Source organism: Rhodococcus sp. WS1 (genome assembly GCF_003797745.1).
Taxonomy (GTDB): Bacteria; Actinomycetota; Actinomycetes; order Mycobacteriales; family Mycobacteriaceae; genus Rhodococcus_F; species Rhodococcus_F erythropolis.
Genome location: NZ_RKLZ01000001.1, coordinates 944,423 through 961,986, shown reverse-complemented (window position 1 = coordinate 961,986; position 17,564 = coordinate 944,423). Strand labels below are relative to the sequence as shown.

Below are 17,564 nucleotides of genomic sequence, written 5' to 3'. Positions count from 1 at the left end.
GCGAAATGATGCGCGTCATAGGCTCGAGGGGTGAGCCGGACAGAGGTGCCAGATCGGATACAGCGATATATGCGCTACGCGCCGTTGGTGGTGGTCCCGTGCCTGTTGATCGCCAGCACGTATCCGGGGGAGTATCGAGTTCCCGTCACCTACTGGATGCTGTCGATGCTGTCGGCGCTCGCCTTCGTCGCCGGCCGTCGATGGCCGGTCTTCGCGTCCCTGGCCATCTCGGCGCTCGCCGTTCCGATGTTCGTCGCCGACGCCTGGGGGCTGTCCGAACTTGTTCCGTATCTCGGGGCTGTCGCCGTCGTCGACGTCACGATGCGGGCCGAGCGCAGAGAAATGGTTGCCGTATCGGCAGCAGGATGGTGCGGTTCGGTGCTCGCGGGGATCTGGTTCGAATCTCACGAAGCATTCTTCTCGGTCACCACGGCTGTGAAAGTGCTTGCGTACGTGGGGTTGCCACTGCTACTCGGACTGTATCTGCGCTCGCAGCGTGAATTGGCCGCGAACAATCTTGCGCAGACCCGCGCTGCGGAGCGCAGTGCGCTCGCCCGCGAACTGCACGACCTGGTTGCACACCACATGGCATCGATCGTCCTGAGAATCGGCGTGGCTCAACATGTCTTGGCGCCCCAGGACGAGGCCGTGCGTGAGGTCCTCGCGGATGTGCGTGCGACGGCGTCGGATGCGTTGGCCGATATCCGTCGGCTTCTGGTCGCACTTCGTGATCCTTCGCTCGGTGAGGTCGCTCTGGTCGAGCCGGATGCCGTCGACGCGGAAATCGGGGCGGCGATAGATCGTGTGCGTGCGGCGGGTTTCGAGGTGCAGTCGGTCTTCGACACGCAGGGGAATGCCGAGTCAGGCGCAGCCGATCTCGATGCGATCGGGAGGCTGACGTTGTTGCGGGTGATTCAGGAATCACTGACCAACGTCATGAAGCATGGCGACAAGAAGGGGCTGGTATCGGTCTCGGTCGGTCGCGATGACAACCGGGTGCATGTCAGGGTTGTCAACGACGTCGAGGGATCGCCCCGGAATGCAGGTCATGGCCTGGTGGGAATGCAGGAGCGCGCGGAGTTGGTCGGCGGCGAGATGACCGCCGGCACGAACAGTGACGGGAAATGGGAAGTGCACGTGAGTATTCCACTGGTTGTCTCGGGCGGTGTCTCGTGATCAGCGTGCTGATCGTCGACGACCAGCGACTGGTGCGCGCCGGTTTGCGGATGCTGTGCGCTGCAGCCGAGGACATGACCGTGGCCGGTGAGGCGTCGAACGGCGTCGAGGCGGTAGCACTCGCTGCCGAATTGGATCCCGACGTGATTCTGATGGACTTGAGAATGCCCGGGCTGGACGGGATCGGTGCCACGCAGCAGATCGTCAAGGCCGGTCGTCGAGCACGCATTCTCGTGCTGACCACCTTCGACGACGACGATCATCTGTATCCCGCACTAGCCGCGGGGGCTTCGGGGTTCTTCGTCAAGGATACCGAACCCGCCGAGCTGCTCGGCGCCATTCGGCGGGTCGCCGAGGGCGAGATGGTGTTCACTCCGGAACTTCTCCGCCGCGTTGTGGATCGAGCGGTGATCGGTGGTATCGCAGACACTGCGGTGACAGAGAGGGTTCCGCTGACCGATCGCGAATCGCAGGTCCTCGCACTGGTGGCAGAAGGGAAGAGCAATCAGGAGATCGCGGACACGCTGCATCTGGGTGTGACCACGGTGAAGACACACGTGGCGAACCTGATGTCGAAGACCGGTTGCGACAATCGGGTTCGCCTCGCTGTGTACCACTTGCAGAACTTTCAGTGACCGGAGTGCGAACCAGGCATCGGCATGTCCATCGGCATGTCCATCTGCATCGGAGCCGCCTTCTGTCCCGGTTCGAGGACGAGGAATTGGCCCATCATCCCTTGGTCCTCGTGCATCAGCAGGTGGCAGTGGAACATGTACGGGAACGTGGGATCGGTGTACTCGGACCACTGCAGTGCGACGCGAACCCTGCTGCCCGGCGGTGTGTAGACGGTGTCCTTGAGTCCGCGCAAGTGCGGCGGGGGAGTGCGACCGTCGACGTCGAGGATCTGGAACTGTACGTCGTGGACATGGAAATTGTGTGGCCAGTTGTCCTTGTTGGTGATCGTCCACACCTCGGTCGCGCCGATCTCGGCCTCGAAGTCGATGCGGTTCATGTCCATTCGTTGCCCGTTGATCATGTACCACTGCAGATCGAAGGTTCGGGAAACGCTTGCCTTCGACGGATCGAGACGCGGCAGTACGGCCAACTGCGCCGGGAGAGTCGACCGTGACGCACGGCTGGCAACCCCCCGCAGCTCGATGATGTCGAAGCGGTCGTTCATGCCGAAGTTCTCGGCGTCGGAGGAACTCACGCCACCGCCGTCCTCGATCGGGAACGACACCAGTGTGGTGGTCGCACCGGGGTCGACGCGAACCACGATCTCGGCTCGTTCGCCGGGGCTGAGCTGAATCCGCTTGATCGCAATCGGTGATTCGAGCAGTCCGCCGTCGGTGGCAATCAGATCGAACGTGCGGTCGTCGGGGAACCCCAGGTTGTAGAGACGGCCGGAAGAGCCGTTCAGGATGCGCAACCGGACGACCCCGGTGGTGACGTCGAGGTAGGCGTCGGAGATGCCGTTGGTGACGATCGTGTCGCCGAGCAGGCCGATGTCGGTCGGATCTGATTCGTCGAAGCTGCCGTCGGCGAGGAATCGACGATCCTGGATTATCAGCGGAACATCGTCGACACCATAGGTTTTGGGGATGTCCAACGCCCGCGTGTCGGCATCGTCGATCAGGAACAGTCCGGCAAGACCGCGCTGCACGTGCCGTTCGGTGGATCCGTGCGGGTGTGGGTGATACCACAGCGTCGACGCCGGCTGACCAATCGTCCACGCCGGTTCCCAGCGTCCGCCGGCTTCGATGGTCTGGTGCGGCCCACCGTCGTATCTGGCGGGCAGATGCATGCCGTGCCAATGGACGGTCGTGGGCTCTGCCAGTGTGTTGTCGATCGTGAATGCGACAGATTCTCCGCGCTCGGCGCGGACGGTGGGCCCCAGAATGGATCCGTTGAAACCCCAAGTGTCGGTGAGTTTTCCCGCGACGATCTCGGTGGTTCCGGTACCGGCACGAAGTGTGAAGTGGCGAACACCTGCGTCGTCGACGGTGGATTCGGCAAGCGGCGGAATCGGTAGCGGACGCGAAGTTCCGGCCACCGTCGACGTGGCGTTCTTCGCTGCCGGGTCGGCGCCGCAGCCCACCGCGAGCCCGAGGGGCGCTGCGGCCAGACCGAACAGAATCGTGCGCCTGGAAATCCGGTTCATCGTTCTCCTGGAAGTAGTGCGTGATCAACTACTTCCAGTCAACGGGCCGAGATGTCGTGCCGAATCCTGCCGACGGGCCTGTCGGAACTCCTCCCTCGGACCCTTGCGGCGGGTGGGATGTTCTGGTATGCGGGTGGTTACCGCAGGCGGGCCAGAACGTCTTCGTGCAGCAGTCCGTTGGTGGCGACCGCGCTGCCGCCGTGCGGACCTGCGCCGCCGTCCAGATCGGTGAACGCGCCGCCGGCCTCACGGACCAATACGTCGAGCGCTGCCAGATCCCACAGGGAAACCTCGGGTTCGGCAGCAATGTCGACGGCGCCTTCGGCCACGAGGCAGTAGGAGAAGAAGTCTCCGTAACCGCGCACGCGCCATACGTGGTCGGTGAGTTCGACGAACTGATCGCGAATTCCGCGGTCCTTCCACCCCGAGAGGCTCGAGAAGCTCAGGCTCGCCGATTCGCTGCGATCGACGGCGGATACCTGGATCGCCCGCGCATCACTGTCCCCGAAGGACGTATGTGCGCCCAAACCTGTTGCAGCCCACCATCGCCGATTCAGGGCGGGTGCGCTCACGACGCCGATAACGGGGACGCCGTCCTCGAGCAAGCTGATCAGCGTGGCCCACACCGGTACGTTGCGGACGAAGTTCTTGGTCCCGTCGATGGGGTCGACCACCCACTGCCTGCCCTCGAAGACTGCGTCGCCGCCGAATTCTTCGCCCAGTACGGAATCCTCCGGTCGGTGCTCACCGAGTGTCGCGCGCACTGCCCGCTCGACAGCGAGGTCGGCGTCCGAGACGGGGGTGAGGTCCGGCTTGTCGTCGACTCGAAGATCGAGCGCACCGAAGCGGGCGCGAGTGATCGCGTCAGCCTCGTCGGCGATACGGAGGGCGAGTGCGAGGTCGGATGCGCGATCGGTCACGGGTACACAACCTACCGGCTCAAACGGGGAGGACTTCGTTCAGCTTTCCGGTGGCGACGTCGAAGACGAATCCGCGTAGGGAGGTCGTCGCGGTGACGAACGGACTGTTCTCGATGCGCTTCAACGACTGACGGACGTCCTCGTCGATGTCGGGGAACGATTCGGCAGCCCAGTTGGGTTTGATGCCGATCTCGTCCTGGATGGATCGCTTGAAGTCGTCGTCGGTGAACGTCAGCATTCCGCAGTCGGTGTGGTGGATGAGGATGATCTCGGTAGTTCCCAGCAGACGCTGGCTGATGGCGAGGGATCGGATCTCGTCGTCGGTGACGACTCCACCCGCATTGCGGATGACGTGCGATTCACCTTCCTGGATCCCCAGCACCCGATAGACGTCGATGCGGGCGTCCATGCAGGCGAGAACGGCAACGTGCTTGCTGGGTGGGAGGGGGAGCGGACCGGTGAACTGCTCGGCGTAGGCGGCGTTGTTCTGCAGGTATTCGTCGGTGACAGTCATCACTCCAGTAGGTTCCCTCGGACCCTGGTTGGCAAGGCTTCCAGTCGCGGTGATCCCAATAGGTGACGCACGGGGGAGCGGACAGGGTGACGCACAGCAGAGCCCAGGTCGGCACCCGGTAGCCTTGAGAACCGTGCATCCCGACGTAATTGCAGACCTGAACGCCCTCGACACCACCCTTCGCACCTGCGAATCGGTTGTGGACGTCGAGGAGCTGCGCCGACGCATCGACGAGCTCGAGCACCAGGCGGCCGACCCCGGTCTGTGGAACGACCAGGAACACGCCCAGCAGGTCACCAGCCAGCTCTCCCACGCCCAGGCGGAGCTTCGCCGCATCGTTGCACTGCGCGAGCGGCTCGACGAGATGCCGATCCTCTACGAACTGGCAGAAGACGAAGGCCCCGACGCGGTGGCCGATGCCGACGCCGAGCGGGCGAGCCTGCGTGACGACATCGCGGCGATGGAAGTCAAGACCATGCTGTCGGGCGAGTACGACGAGCGCGACGCACTCATCAACATCCGCTCCGGCGCCGGCGGAATCGACGCCGCAGACTGGGCCGAGATGCTGATGCGTATGTACATCCGCTGGGCAGAGAAGCACGACTACGGCGTCGAGGTCTACGACACGTCGTACGCCGAAGAAGCCGGACTCAAGAGCGCGACGTTCGCGATCAAGGGCCCGTACACCTACGGAACGCTGTCCGTCGAGATGGGCACCCACCGGCTCGTCCGAATCAGCCCGTTCGACAACCAGGGGCGTCGCCAGACGTCGTTCGCCGAGGTCGAGGTCCTGCCGGTCGTCGAGACGACCGACCACATCGAGATCAACGAGAACGACATCCGCGTCGACGTCTACCGCTCGTCCGGTCCGGGTGGTCAGTCCGTGAACACCACTGACTCCGCCGTTCGACTCACACACATCCCGACGGGAATCGTCGTCACCTGTCAGAACGAGAAGTCGCAGCTCCAGAACAAGGTGTCGGCGATGCGCGTCCTGCAGGCCAAGCTGCTCGCGGTCAAGCGTCAGGAAGAGCGCGCCGAGATGGATGCGCTCAAGGGCGACAGCGGCAGCTCGTGGGGCAACCAGATGCGTTCCTACGTTCTGCATCCGTACCAGATGGTCAAGGACCTGCGTACCGAGTACGAGGTCAACAACCCGTCGGCAGTGCTCGACGGCGACATCGACGGGTTCCTCGAGGCCGGCATCCGCTGGCGCATGAGCGAGAACCAGTCCGCATAGCGTTCGGATACCGAAAGGCACGATGACTTTACTTCGACCTGGGCAGAACCTGCTCGATTGGCTTCAAACCACCGGTTTGTCCGTCCTCATGACCGTGCTCGGCGCGATGATTCTCGCCCGGTTGGTCAGTTGGGGCGGCAACAAGGTCACCGACCAGATCGACTCCAACTATCAGTTGGGCGATGCGCTGGTTCGCTCCGAGGCGACCAAGCATCGCCACTCGGTCGCGCAGGTCATCACCTGGGTGGTCATCACGTTCATCTACGTGATCGCGACGCTGAAGGTTCTCGACCAACTGAACTTGCCGATCGGAAGTCTGGTGGCGCCGGCGACTGTGCTCGGTGCGGCGCTCGGTTTCGGTGCACAGCGCGTCGTGCAGGACATTCTTGCCGGTTTCTTCATCATCACCGAACGCCAGTACGGCTTCGGTGACACCGTCCGGCTTGCAATCACCGGCTCCTCCGACGACGCCGAAGGTGTCATCGAGGACGTGACCCTGCGCGTGACGCGGATGAGAAACTCCGACGGCGAGGTCATCACCGTTCCCAACGGCCAGATCGTGAAAGCGACCAACCTGTCCAAGGACTGGGCACGCGCCGTCATCGACGTTCCGGTTCCGGCGACTGCCGACCTCACCCGGGTCAACGAGGTACTTCGTCAGGTCGGAGTCGACGCGATGGCTGACCGTGGACTCAAGAAACTGCTGCTCGACGAGCCCACTGTCATGGGCGTCGAAAGCCTCGAGGTCGATCAGGTCAACGTGCGGATGGTTGCGCGCACGCTGCCTGGCAAACAATTCCAGGTCGGGCGAGCACTTCGTGTCCGCGTCGCCGCGGCACTGCGACGTCAGGGGATCACGGTGTCACCGGATCTGCACACCGCACGGACCGAGGAGGCGAGCGAATGACCGATCAGGAACCGCGCCGCGGACTCGACCGCCTGATTCACCTGGACTGGCTTCCGTCACGGATCTTCGGTGGCCGGATGCGCACCTCGACGTTCATTCTCGTGGTCGCCTGGATCCTCACGTATCTGCTGCACACGTACCTCAATCCGGAAGAAACGGCAGCAAACCCGCCGCCGAGCGTCGACACGTCGCAGACCGAGCCGTACGTCGCGCCTTCGGTCAAACAACCGTCGACGACGACCCCCGTGCCGTCCTCGACCGAGCAGACGACCACCTCCGAGGCTCCGTCCTCGGAATCGAGTACGGGCAGCTCCGGTTCTCCGACGCCGACTTCTGGTCCAGCGCCTGCTCCGGGAAACGCCGAACAGTCTGCGACCACAGTGCCGACGACTCCTGCGACGACGACCGTCCCGCAACCTGGCGCGGCAATGCAGGCACCGACGTCGGTGCCACAGTCACCTGCGACCACCGGTACCGGATAAGGACGAGGGTGCTCGCGCGTGGCGCCAAGGTCACCGTTAGATAACGGCTAGACTGGCTAGTTGTGATCAGCATGAAGAATGTGTCGAAGTCCTACAAGGCCTCCACCAGGCCGGCGCTCGACAAAGTCAGCGTGGAGGTGGAGAAGGGGGAGTTCGTCTTCCTCATCGGCCCCTCCGGCTCTGGCAAGTCGACGTTCATGCGGTTGCTGCTCAAGATGGAGTCGCCCACGTCCGGTGACATCGAGGTCGCGGATTTCCACGTCAACAAGTTGGCGGCCCGCCGCGTGCCGAAGCTTCGCCAAAGCATGGGTTGTGTTTTCCAGGACTTCCGCCTGCTTCAGCAGAAGACGGTGTCCGAGAACGTCGCCTTTGCGTTGGAAGTCATCGGCAAACCCCGCAACGTCATCGCGCGCACTGTGCCCGAGGTTCTCGACATGGTCGGTCTGGCCGGCAAAGCCGATCGACTGCCCACCGAACTCTCCGGCGGTGAGCAGCAGCGCGTCGCCATCGCCCGCGCATTCGTGAACCGCCCGCTCGTGCTGCTCGCCGACGAGCCCACCGGCAACCTGGACCCCGAAACGAGCCAGGACATCATGTTGCTGCTCGAGCGGATCAACCGCACAGGCACCACCGTCGTGATGGCGACCCACGATCACCACATCGTCGACTCCATGCGTCGACGCGTCATCGAACTCGATCTCGGCAAGGTGACCAGAGACGAAGCGCGGGGTGTGTACGGCGTCGGCAGGTAGCGCCGACTACGACCACACGTCCCGTACGCCCACCGGTTGTCGTGAAACAACCGGCCTCTCGAAAAGGAATCGGATTCCCCGATGCGCGCCAGCTTTATTTTCAGCGAAGTACTGACCGGCCTACGCCGCAACATCACGATGACCATCGCCATGATCTTGACGACGGCGATCTCCCTCGGTCTCTTCGGCGGTGGTCTGCTGGTCGTGCAGATGGCAGGCAAGACCCAGCAGATCTTCCTCGAACGCGTCGAGGTGCAGATCTTCCTGACCGACGACATCTCTTCGGCTGATCCCGGTTGCGAGCAGGAGATCTGCAGTTCGTTGCGCAAGGAACTCGAGCAGACTCCGTCCGTCGTCGCGGTTCAGTACCTCAACCGCGAAGACGCCGTGAAGGACGCCACCGAGCGCGTGTTCAAGGACCAGCCCGAGCTGGCAGCGCTGGTGAGCCCGGACAGCTTCCCGGCGTCGTTCAAGGTCAAGCTCAGTGACCCGGAGCGGTTCGGCGTCATCAACGACACCTTCGGTTCGAGGCCCGGCGTCGAGAGTGTGCTCAATCAGCGCGAGTTGGTGGACCGACTGTTCAGTGTGCTCGGTGGAGTGCGCAACGCAGCGTTCGCGATCGCGATCGTCCAGGCGATCGCGGCCATCCTGCTGATCGCCAACATGGTCCAGATCGCCGCGTTCACGCGTCGTACCGAGGTCAACATCATGCGGTTGGTCGGCGCGACGCGGTGGTACACCCAGCTTCCGTTCCTCCTCGAAGCCGTCGTGGCGGCCTTGATCGGTGCGGTGCTCGCCATTGCCGGACTGTTCACGGCGAAGAACGTCTTCATCGACGGGGTCCTGTCCGATGTCTACGAAGCCAATATCGTGGCGCGGATCTCCAACAGTGACGTGCTGTTCGTCTCGCCGATCCTCGTACTTGCCGGCGTCGGAATGGCCGCGGTGACGGCGTACGTGACACTGCGTCTGTACGTCCGCGAATAATCGGTTTGCACGAGCTTCTATGCTGGAACAGCAAGAACCATTCGACAGCAAGACAGCGGACTGAGAGGCCCGGACAGTGAAGGAAAAGGGCCGCAAGGTCATTGCGACCAATCGCAAAGCACGCCACAACTACACGATCATCGACACCTACGAGGCCGGTATCGCGCTCGTCGGGACCGAGGTCAAGAGTCTGCGTGAAGGCAAGGCGTCGCTCGTTGATGCATTCGCCACCGTGGACAACGGCGAAGTGTGGTTGCGCTCGTTGCACATTCCGGAGTACACGCAAGGCACGTGGAACAACCACTCACCGCGTCGCACCCGAAAGCTCCTGCTGCACAAGCGTGAGATCGAGCACCTCGTCGGCAAGACCCGCGAGGGAAACCAGACACTGGTTCCGCTGTCGATGTACTTCAACGACGGCAAGGTCAAGGTCGAACTCGCGCTGGCAAAGGGTAAGCAGGACTACGACAAGCGCCAGGACATGGCCAAGCGGACCGCCGAGCGCGAGGTGACTCGCGAGCTCGGTCGTCGTATCAAGGGCATGCGCTGACCTCCATCCTGCTTGCCCTCGTGGCGGCAGTTGCCTACGGAGTCAGCGACTTCGTCGGGGGAGTTGCATCACGACGAGTTGCCGCACTGCGTGTGGTGATCGTCTCGTATCCGCTCTCGCTCGTCATCGTTCTGATCGCAGCACCTTTCGTTTCCGGGACGCTGACGCTGAACGGTTTGATCTGGGGCGCGATCGCGGGCGTCACGAGTGGTCTGGCGGTGTGGTGGTTCTATCTCGCGCTGGCAACTGGCCCCATGTCGGTGGTCTCGCCGCTGACAGCTGTTCTGGTGGCGGGTATTCCGGTCCTCGTCGGATTCGCATTCGGTGAGCGGCCGGGGTTGATCGCGTACCTGGGTATTGCCGTCGCGCTGGTCGCCGTCGTCCTGGTCAGCCGCGAGTCGCCTGACGACACCGCGGGTGAGGTCGCCGGCGGAATCACTCTCCGCTTCACCAGGCAAGTGGCGCTTCTGACCGTCGGAAGCGGCGGCGCATTTGCTCTCTCGTTCATCGCACTTCACCAGATCGGCGAGGGCAGCGGACTGTGGGCGTTGGCCGTATCTCGCGGCGCCGCGACCGTCGTGGTGTGGTTGGTCGCGCTGGCGGCCGGTCACTTCGTTCTCCCACGAGGCGAGCCACTCAAACTCGCGGTGTACGTCAGCGTCCTCGACGTCGTCGCGAACGGGACGATGATCTACGCCTTCCAAGGCGGAATGCTCTCACTGGTCAGCGTGATCGGTTCGCTGTATCCGGCTGCGACGGTTCTGCTCGCCATGGTGATGTTGGGCGAGCGGGTAAGCCGCGTGCAACAAGCGGGAATGCTGTTGGCGCTGGCGGCAGTCGGCATGATTGCCGTCGCGGGCGCCTAGATTCTTTCGAGTTCCAGCGTTTTCAGTCCTAGTGTTTCAGCCGCGTCTGTCGGCCGGCGCTGCGCGTAGGTGAACACGCTCGCCCTGTTTCCCGAAGAGACTGATCGCCTCCGCAGGTCGGCTGTCGGCAGCGCTGATGCGGTGCGGAATGTGGGTGTCGAACTCGGCGGCCTCACCTGCCCCCATGATGAAATCTCGGTCGCCGAGTTGGAGTCGGATGCGCCCGGACAGAACGTAGACCCACTCGTAGCCCTCGTGGGATCCCGGTTCGCGATCGTCGTCGGTGGGGGAGATGATCATCTTGTAGGCCTGGAGGTTGCCGGGCTGACTGGTCAGCGGAATGACCGTCATACATCCGACCGTTCGCGGTTCTTCTCGAACGCGGGGGTCCTTGATCTTGCTGTTCACCAGGTCGTCCAACGGGACGCCGTGTGCCTTGGCGATCGGCAGCAGCAACTCCAAGTTGGCTCGGCGAGTACCGGATTCGAGTCTCGAGAGTGTGCTTACGCTGATGTCGGTGGTCTCCGACAGGTCGGCCAGGGTCATGTCGGACTGCTGGCGCAACGCACGTAGGCGAGGGCCGATGCCGGCTAGAACGGCTTCGAACGATGTTTCGGTCATGGATCTATTTTGCCAAAGTGGCAACAGTGTTTGTCAAGAACGCGATCTCTTGTCATTCTGGATTCATGACGCAGAACTCATTCGACGTAGCAGTAATTGGAGCCGGCGCGGCAGGGCTGAACGCCGCACTCATCCTTGGTCAGGCACGCAGGTCCGTGATCGTCTTCGACAACGGATCACCACGGAACGCGGCCGCCGATCACATGAACGGATTCCTCTCCCGCGACGGCATGAACCCCGCCGAATTGTTGACCATCGGCCGAGGTGAGGTCCGCAAATTCGGCGGCGAGTTCCATGACGGCACCGTTGTCTCCGTGACACGGGACGGCGAGAAGTTCTCGGTAGAACTGGCTGACGGCAGCAAGATTCAGGTGCGCAAGGTCCTCGTTGCAACGGGTCTGACGGACCGCCTGCCGGACGAACTCGAAGTCTTCGGCGAGCGTTGGGGCCGCGACGTGTTGCACTGCCCGTACTGCCACGGGTACAGCGTGCGCGATCAGCCGCTTGGCGTGATCGCCAAGAGCGCGGAATTTGCGATGCACCAGGCCCTCATGGTTCGCCAGTGGTCCGACGACGTAGTTCTCTTCCTCCATCGAATCACCGAACTGAGTTCCGAAGATCGGGAAAAGCTTGCAGTTCGCGATATTTCGATAGTCGAGGGTGAGGTCGCTGGTCCTGTCGTCGAGGATGATCGGTTGGTGGGCGTGCGGTTGGCCGACGGCACTGTGGTCGCGCGTTCGGCGGTCTTTGTCGGTGGCGCTCTCACGATGGACCCCAACGATGCGATCTTGCGCGCATTCGGCGCGCAGCGCGCTGAGACGATGATGGGCGATTTCGTCACAGTCGACATGATGGGGGCGACGAGCGTGCCCGGCGTGTTCGCTGCGGGCAACGTCGTCGACCCGGGTGCCCAGGTCATCATGGCCGCAGCCGCCGGGGCGAAGGCTGGAGCGGGGATCAACATGATGTTGACCAACGACGACCTCGAGGTTGCACTGGCGCTTCGCAGTTGAATTGTGCGTAGCGTGGGGTGATGGACGCAGTGAGAGTGTTGATCACGGGTGCGACCGGATACATCGGCGGACGTCTTGCCCCTCGCCTGGTCGAAGAGGGCCATCGAGTTCGAGTTGTGGTGCGCAGCCCGGAGAAACTACGCGATGTTCCCTGGCATGATTCCGTGGAGATCAAGCGTGGGGATCTGACCGACAGTGCCTCCCTCTCAGGTGTTTTCGACGATATCGACGTGGTCTACTACCTCGTTCACGCCATGGGCGGTGGAGGGTCGTTCTCGGATATCGACAAGCGAAGCGCGGAGAACGTCGCCGCCGCTGCCCGCGATGCGGGGGTGCGCCGGATCGTGTACCTGGGCGGGCTTCATCCGTCCGACCGAGAGTTGTCGACTCACTTGCAGTCTCGGCTCGAAGTCGGTCGGATCCTCCTCGACTCCGAGGTTCCGACAGTTGTATTTCAAGCTGGGGTGGTGATCGGATCGGGTTCGGCGTCCTTCGAAATGGTGCGCCACTTGACCAATCGACTTCCGGTGATGACCACACCCAAGTGGGTGCACAACAACATTCAGCCGATCGCGGTGCGTGACGTACTCCACTATTTGATCGCAGCCGCGGCGACAACACCGGAGGTCAACCGCGCCTTCGACATCGGTGGGCCCGATGTCATGCAGTACGGCGAGATGATGAACACCTACGCCGACGTCGCAGGATTGGTACGCAGACGCATCCTCGTCTTGCCCGTCCTCACCCCGCGTCTGGCAGGTCACTGGGTGGGATTGGTCACGCCGATCCCGCGGGGCTTGGCGATGCCACTGATCGAATCACTGCAGAACGACGCGGTGATGCACAACCACGACATCGACGACTTCATCCCGCCTCCGGCCGGTGGCCTCACACCGTACCGGGAAGCTGTGCGTTTGGCGCTTCGCAAGATCGAGACCGGTGAGGTGGAGACGGCGTGGTCCGGCGCGACGATCGCGGGAGCGCCGTCCGATCCTCTTCCGTCCGACCCGGACTGGGCAGGGGAGGCAGTTTACGTAGACCACCGCGAACGTGACTGTGCTGCGGATCCGAAGACCCTCTGGTCGGTCGTCGAGTCGATCGGCGGCGAGAATGGTTGGTATTCATTCCCTTTGGCGTGGGCCATCCGGGGGTGGATGGACCGCGCGGTCGGCGGGGTCGGACTGCGCCGGGGTAGGCGGGATCCACGTCGGCTCAACACCGGTGAAGCCCTGGACTTCTGGCGGGTCGAAGAAATCGATCGAGGCAAGTTGCTCCGATTGCGCGCCGAGATGAAGGTCCCGGGCGGAGCATGGTTGGAGTTGCGAGTGTCGGAAGGTCCGGCGGGTGCGGATGGACGGCCGGTGGGTTCGCATCTCGATCAGCGTGCGGTCTTCTTCCCTCGCGGGCTCGCCGGCCGGGCGTACTGGTACTCGATCCTGCCTTTCCACGGAGTTGTCTTCCAGGGGATGATCACCAACATCACCGGTGCTGCAGAGCGTGAGACCGCAGCTATCAGGGAATCAGCTGCGGCGAGGGACACGGAAAGTGCCGCCGATTAATTGGTATGACTTCCGAACTTCGGCGCGTTATAGTGAATAGCCCCACGAAAGACGCGGGGCACACACGGGGCTGAACGGTTTCGACTGCGTGTGTTGAGTTAGGGGAAGCGTGTCGGTGCAGGCAAGAGACCACCGTAAGCGTCGCTGCAAACCTATAAGCGCCGATTCCAATCAGCGCGACTACGCTCTCGCTGCCTAAGTAGCGAAGCGTGTCTGTCAGCCCGGGGTTGCCCTCGACCCGGTTCCTGGCATCAGCTAGAGGGCTTTACTGTTCGGCTCGGTCACGGAGTCGAATGGGACATCAAACAGTGACTGGGATCGTCATCCTGGCTTGTTCGCGAGACTGGGAGATCCAAGTAGAGACTTAGCGAACTGCACACGGAGAAGCCCTAGCGATTCAACGTAGGACCCGGGTTCAATTCCCGGCAGCTCCACAACAGGTCGGGCCGGAGAGCACACGCTCTCCGGCCCGACCTTTTTGCGGTCTTGCTGCGGCACTCTGCTGAGCGCCCGCGACCTTTTACGATCAGGAGCCGAAGAATCCCAGGTCGACCGAGCCGACGAAGCCGGGAGCTTCCTTGGCCAGCGGCTTACCGTCCAGATCGGCAGGCAATGCAACGCCCAGGCTTTGGAGGATGGTCGGTGTGATGTCGGCGATCGTGTACGCGTCGGTGGTCTTGCCGGCCGCGTATCCCGCACCGCGTGCAATGACGAATGTCGTTGCTTCCGCCGGCGTCTGGCCACCGTGCCCTCCAGCAGGCTTGTGGCCGTGATCCGCAGTGACCAGAACCGTCCACTTCTCACCGGTCTTCGCGGCGCGTTGATCAACGGCATCGACAATCTTGCCCACCTGAGCGTCGACCGAGGCAATGGACTCTTCGTACGCAGCGCCGTTGGTGCCGCCGCTGTGCCCCGCGCCGTCCACCTGATCGAGTTGGGTGAAGATCAGGTCAGGTCCCTTGTCGGTGATGTCGCGGGCGACGGCGTCAGCGGTCGCAGCATCGGTGGCCGCTCCGGAACCTGCATCGGCAGTGGTGACGACAACGTCGGCTTTCGGCGTGCCGCTGGATGCGATGTTGTCGATGCCTCCCCAGGTGGAGATCGACTCGGTGAGCAGAGAGGGCTGTGCTGTTTCCAACCGTGTGAACACGCTCGGGTAGAGGTCGAAGCGGGCGCCTGCGTACGTGTTGTCCTTGACACCGTGCTTGGTGTCCCAGACTCCGGTCAGGATGGTCGACCACGACGGTCCGGAGATGGTGGTGTGGCCGAGGATGGAAGATTCTCCGCTGGTTCCTTCGGCGATCAGCTTCTGGAGACGGGGAGCGTCGGCGGTCTTGATGTGGCTGAGCATGGTGCCGTCGAGGCCGATGACAACTGTCTTCTCGGCGGCCGACGGATTGAGGTCGGACGATCCGGGAATTGCTGCAGCAGTTGCAGTTCCGGCAGCAACAGCGCCGGCGAGGAGGAGTGTGATAGCGGCTGAGGTGCGTGCGATTTTCTTGGTCACGCTAAAGATATTGCGATAGGACTAGACCAATTGCACTACCTGAATGCGAGGGTTGTCCGATTGTTCACGACGGATTCAGATTGGACTAGACCAATGTTTGCTCACGCGGCCCAGCCGTCGAGGATGACGCTGACCGCGTGATCGAGGTGGAGGGGCTCCCCGCTCCACGCCGGCACGATCGCGTCGTCGGGTACGTCTCCGCGCAATAGGTCATCGGCGAACCCCTCTGTTGGCGGTGCTGTGTCGATGACGTCTCCATTGGCGTAGTGGAACTCGAACTTCTGCTCGCCGAGTGCAGAGATCGTGAACTTGCCGTCGTGCAGCGCGCGGTGGCAGGTACCGCAAAGCATGATCAAATTGTCCAAGTCCGTATTGCCGCCGCGTCCCCAGAATTTCACGTGATGTGCGTGCAGGAAGCGGGTCCGTCCGCATCCTGGTGTGCGGCAGCATCCGTCGCGGTAGTTCAATGCCAACATTTGTTTAGCGCTGACGACGCGAGTCCGCCGACCTAGATTCAGAACGCATCCTTCCTTGGTCGTTCCCAGGCGAAGCTTGGCGTTGCAGAGCACTTCCTCAGCGGCATTTTGAGGCAATGCGGGTCCGCTCGGCACTCGGACGGTGTTCGCTTCGTGGAAGAACACAACTTCGTTCGCGGCGGCCTTGGGCGTGCGGTCCGTGACTGCGGCGGTGGCGAGCTCTGCCATCGCGACGAGACCTGGCCCGATATTTCCGACCGGGTTCTTTGCGGCCTTCTCGTCGACGGGGCGGATGGCGGCGATTCGGGTGCGTTCACGTTCCGCCACAGCTAACGCTGCGAGGATTCGGGCGCCGTCCTGCGCAGGCAGGCGTCCTTTGATGACAAATTCGCCCGTATCCGGGTCCCAATGCCAGCGGACCTGAAGATGTTCGACCGCTTTGGTTTTGCCGGATTCGTTGTCGGTTGCTTTACGCAGACCTGCGGCGAGACGATCGATCTGGGCTGCGGGCGCCTCACATCCGAACCGAACCATCTGCTTTTCGTTGGAGGGCGGTGACCCGGGTGAGGGCGCGAACCTTCGAGTAGGACAGGCGGCCTTGCTCGAAGGCCTTCCGCATCTCGGGCAAAGGTCGGAGCGCTTTGGCGACGCGAACGTATTCACGGCCGGTGTGCAGGCTCATTCCGCACTTCCACGACAACCAGTGGGCGCACGAGTGACGTCCCGGACCGGTCCATCCGCGGTCTTCGTCGAATTTCGACAGGAGGGTAAGGAATCGAGCCGTGGCCGCGGCGATCTGGCCGGCGAGGGCGCAGATTTCCGAGCCGAGCTGATCCACGTCGTCTCGGTTGGAACCCTGCGTATCTTCATCGATCAGTGCTGCGTTCTCGGTTAATGCTGCGTTCATGGTTGCCCCCCGGCTCGCGTCCGACATCATTTCGAATGTACGTTCGATGGTAGATGTGGGTGCCGACACCTTCACGGATACGGGGTGAAAGCGTCCCCGCGGGGACGTCTAACTGCTGCCGATCGAGTACTCGGCGTAGGTGCCGACATCGTCGAAGCCGAGGTTTCGATAGAGCTGTGCGCCGTCGCTGGACGCCTGAAGTACTGCTGTTCGGGCACCTCGCTCGCGGGCGATGTCGAGTGCGGCAAGGGTGACCGCCGAGCCGAATCCGCGTCGGCGAGCCGTTTCGAGTGTGACGACGCCATACAGGCCGACGACGCCGGCGGCAAAGTGGACCTCGGCTCCGGCGACAGGCTGGGAGTTCGCGTACCCCACGACAAACGAACTCCGCGAACGCTCATCGAGGGCGGCATCAGCGGTGTCTTCGAAGAATCCAATTACTGCGGCTGAGGGCGGCGACCAGTTGGCGGCCATCACGGCGGCATAGTCGGCGAGCTGGGTACGAGTAGTCACCCGATGAACGGAGAGTTCTGGGACAGGCGTCGGATGAGGGACGACGTCAAGGTCCGCCGTCATCGCTCGTTCTTCCTCGGAGCGCACGCAGCCGAGGGCGGACAGGCGAGCCCCGAGGTCAGAGGGATTATCGCGGGGTCCGGTCCACCAGGAGAACGGATGTCCGGTTGCCCGAATCGAGGCGAGGATGTCGATCAGTCGCCGATCTTCGGGCCCGTCGGCAGGTACGGCGAAGCGAGCACCAGCGATGATGTTGAAAGTGTCGTCGGCGAGGCCGCTGTCTGCGACGACAACGTCCGCAGTGACCGTGACCGATGCAGTCGGCAAGTGTTCATGCAGGTGGCAGGCATGGGAAACCAAGTTGGCGTCCATGGCGTCGAGGACGTCACCGACGAGTGCTTCACGATTCACAA

The 17,564-nt window shown here is 62.8% G+C and carries 19 protein-coding genes and 1 other RNA gene; 12 read left to right on the top strand and 8 right to left on the bottom strand.

The window, feature by feature from the left end; all coding sequences use genetic code 11:
* The first annotated feature begins 69 nt into the window (after positions 1–69).
* Both EEB12_RS04415 and EEB12_RS04410 read left to right on the top strand, forming a co-directional pair.
* Positions 70–1,176: a sensor histidine kinase gene (locus EEB12_RS04415; protein ID WP_141487863.1), complete on the top strand. Its 1,107-nt coding sequence runs from the start codon at positions 70–72 to the stop codon at positions 1,174–1,176.
* Entirely contained in the window at positions 1,173–1,811 is a 639-nt protein-coding gene (locus EEB12_RS04410; RefSeq protein ID WP_141487448.1) for a response regulator, read from the top strand. The genes EEB12_RS04415 and EEB12_RS04410 overlap by 4 nt, the downstream gene beginning before the upstream one ends.
* Here EEB12_RS04410 and EEB12_RS04405 read toward each other — a convergent pair.
* The 3 genes from EEB12_RS04405 to EEB12_RS04395 form a co-directional block, all read right to left on the bottom strand.
* Positions 1,805–3,337, bottom strand: coding sequence for a multicopper oxidase family protein (locus EEB12_RS04405; RefSeq protein WP_141487447.1), 1,533 nt, complete (start codon positions 3,335–3,337; stop codon positions 1,805–1,807). The genes EEB12_RS04410 and EEB12_RS04405 overlap by 7 nt on opposite strands.
* A gap of 137 nt (positions 3,338–3,474) precedes the next feature.
* Entirely contained in the window at positions 3,475–4,257 is a 783-nt protein-coding gene (gene hisN, locus EEB12_RS04400) for a histidinol-phosphatase (RefSeq protein WP_019747847.1), read from the bottom strand.
* A gap of 19 nt (positions 4,258–4,276) precedes the next feature.
* Positions 4,277–4,771, bottom strand: coding sequence for a beta-class carbonic anhydrase (locus EEB12_RS04395; RefSeq protein WP_019747848.1), 495 nt, complete (start codon positions 4,769–4,771; stop codon positions 4,277–4,279).
* Positions 4,772–4,904: 133 nt separating this feature from the next.
* On the opposite strand from EEB12_RS04395, the gene prfB reads away from it, so the two are divergent.
* From prfB to EEB12_RS04360, 7 genes are all read left to right on the top strand, one after another.
* On the top strand, positions 4,905–6,011 hold the full coding sequence (gene prfB, locus EEB12_RS04390) for a peptide chain release factor 2 (RefSeq protein WP_003942364.1): 1,107 nt from the start codon (positions 4,905–4,907) through the stop codon (positions 6,009–6,011).
* A gap of 22 nt (positions 6,012–6,033) precedes the next feature.
* Complete coding sequence (locus EEB12_RS04385) at positions 6,034–6,918, top strand: mechanosensitive ion channel family protein (RefSeq protein WP_019747849.1); 885 nt, start codon at positions 6,034–6,036, stop codon at positions 6,916–6,918.
* Positions 6,915–7,400, top strand: coding sequence for a hypothetical protein (locus tag EEB12_RS04380; protein ID WP_020907206.1), 486 nt, complete (start codon positions 6,915–6,917; stop codon positions 7,398–7,400). The genes EEB12_RS04385 and EEB12_RS04380 overlap by 4 nt, the downstream gene beginning before the upstream one ends.
* Before the next feature lie 71 nt (positions 7,401–7,471).
* Positions 7,472–8,152 carry a cell division ATP-binding protein FtsE gene (gene ftsE / locus EEB12_RS04375; protein ID WP_020969258.1) on the top strand — a complete coding sequence of 227 codons (681 nt, stop codon included), beginning with the start codon at positions 7,472–7,474 and terminating at the stop codon, positions 8,150–8,152.
* An 81-nt stretch (positions 8,153–8,233) separates the two neighbouring features.
* The gene (ftsX, locus tag EEB12_RS04370) at positions 8,234–9,139 is read left to right on the top strand and encodes a permease-like cell division protein FtsX (protein WP_003942367.1); all 906 of its coding nucleotides are present in this window, start codon (positions 8,234–8,236) and stop codon (positions 9,137–9,139) included.
* Between the two features lie 76 nt (positions 9,140–9,215).
* On the top strand, positions 9,216–9,689 hold the full coding sequence (gene smpB, locus EEB12_RS04365; RefSeq protein WP_003942330.1) for an SsrA-binding protein SmpB: 474 nt from the start codon (positions 9,216–9,218) through the stop codon (positions 9,687–9,689).
* Positions 9,690–9,697: 8 nt separating this feature from the next.
* Entirely contained in the window at positions 9,698–10,555 is an 858-nt protein-coding gene (locus EEB12_RS04360; protein ID WP_075832889.1) for a DMT family transporter, read from the top strand.
* Between the two features lie 36 nt (positions 10,556–10,591).
* Here EEB12_RS04360 and EEB12_RS04355 read toward each other — a convergent pair whose 3' ends face one another.
* Positions 10,592–11,176 (bottom strand): helix-turn-helix domain-containing protein, encoded by a 585-nt coding sequence (locus EEB12_RS04355; protein WP_020907208.1) that lies wholly within the window; start codon positions 11,174–11,176, stop codon positions 10,592–10,594.
* A gap of 65 nt (positions 11,177–11,241) precedes the next feature.
* Between EEB12_RS04355 and EEB12_RS04350 the strand changes: the two genes are divergently transcribed.
* The 3 genes from EEB12_RS04350 (at position 11,242) to ssrA (ending at position 14,185) form a co-directional block, all read left to right on the top strand.
* Positions 11,242–12,189 (top strand): NAD(P)/FAD-dependent oxidoreductase, encoded by a 948-nt coding sequence (locus EEB12_RS04350; RefSeq protein WP_141487446.1) that lies wholly within the window; start codon positions 11,242–11,244, stop codon positions 12,187–12,189.
* Between the two features lie 20 nt (positions 12,190–12,209).
* Complete coding sequence (locus EEB12_RS04345) at positions 12,210–13,748, top strand: SDR family oxidoreductase (protein WP_141487445.1); 1,539 nt, start codon at positions 12,210–12,212, stop codon at positions 13,746–13,748.
* A gap of 66 nt (positions 13,749–13,814) precedes the next feature.
* Positions 13,815–14,185, top strand: a transfer-messenger RNA (tmRNA) gene (gene ssrA, locus EEB12_RS04340).
* An 89-nt stretch (positions 14,186–14,274) separates the two neighbouring features.
* On the opposite strand, the gene EEB12_RS04335 is transcribed toward ssrA, so the two are convergent.
* The 4 genes from EEB12_RS04335 to EEB12_RS04325 form a co-directional block, all read right to left on the bottom strand.
* Positions 14,275–15,255: an alkaline phosphatase family protein gene (locus EEB12_RS04335; RefSeq protein WP_046378361.1), complete on the bottom strand. Its 981-nt coding sequence runs from the start codon at positions 15,253–15,255 to the stop codon at positions 14,275–14,277.
* A 101-nt stretch (positions 15,256–15,356) separates the two neighbouring features.
* Positions 15,357–16,265 carry an HNH endonuclease signature motif containing protein gene (locus EEB12_RS04330; protein WP_258537406.1) on the bottom strand — a complete coding sequence of 303 codons (909 nt, stop codon included), beginning with the start codon at positions 16,263–16,265 and terminating at the stop codon, positions 15,357–15,359.
* Complete coding sequence (locus EEB12_RS30735) at positions 16,246–16,638, bottom strand: 13E12 repeat family protein (RefSeq protein WP_258537407.1); 393 nt, start codon at positions 16,636–16,638, stop codon at positions 16,246–16,248. The genes EEB12_RS04330 and EEB12_RS30735 overlap by 20 nt, the downstream gene beginning before the upstream one ends.
* A gap of 108 nt (positions 16,639–16,746) precedes the next feature.
* Positions 16,747–17,562, bottom strand: a complete 816-nt coding sequence (locus EEB12_RS04325) for a GNAT family N-acetyltransferase (protein WP_141487444.1) — start codon at positions 17,560–17,562, stop codon at positions 16,747–16,749.
* Between the last annotated feature and the right edge of the window lie 2 nt (positions 17,563–17,564).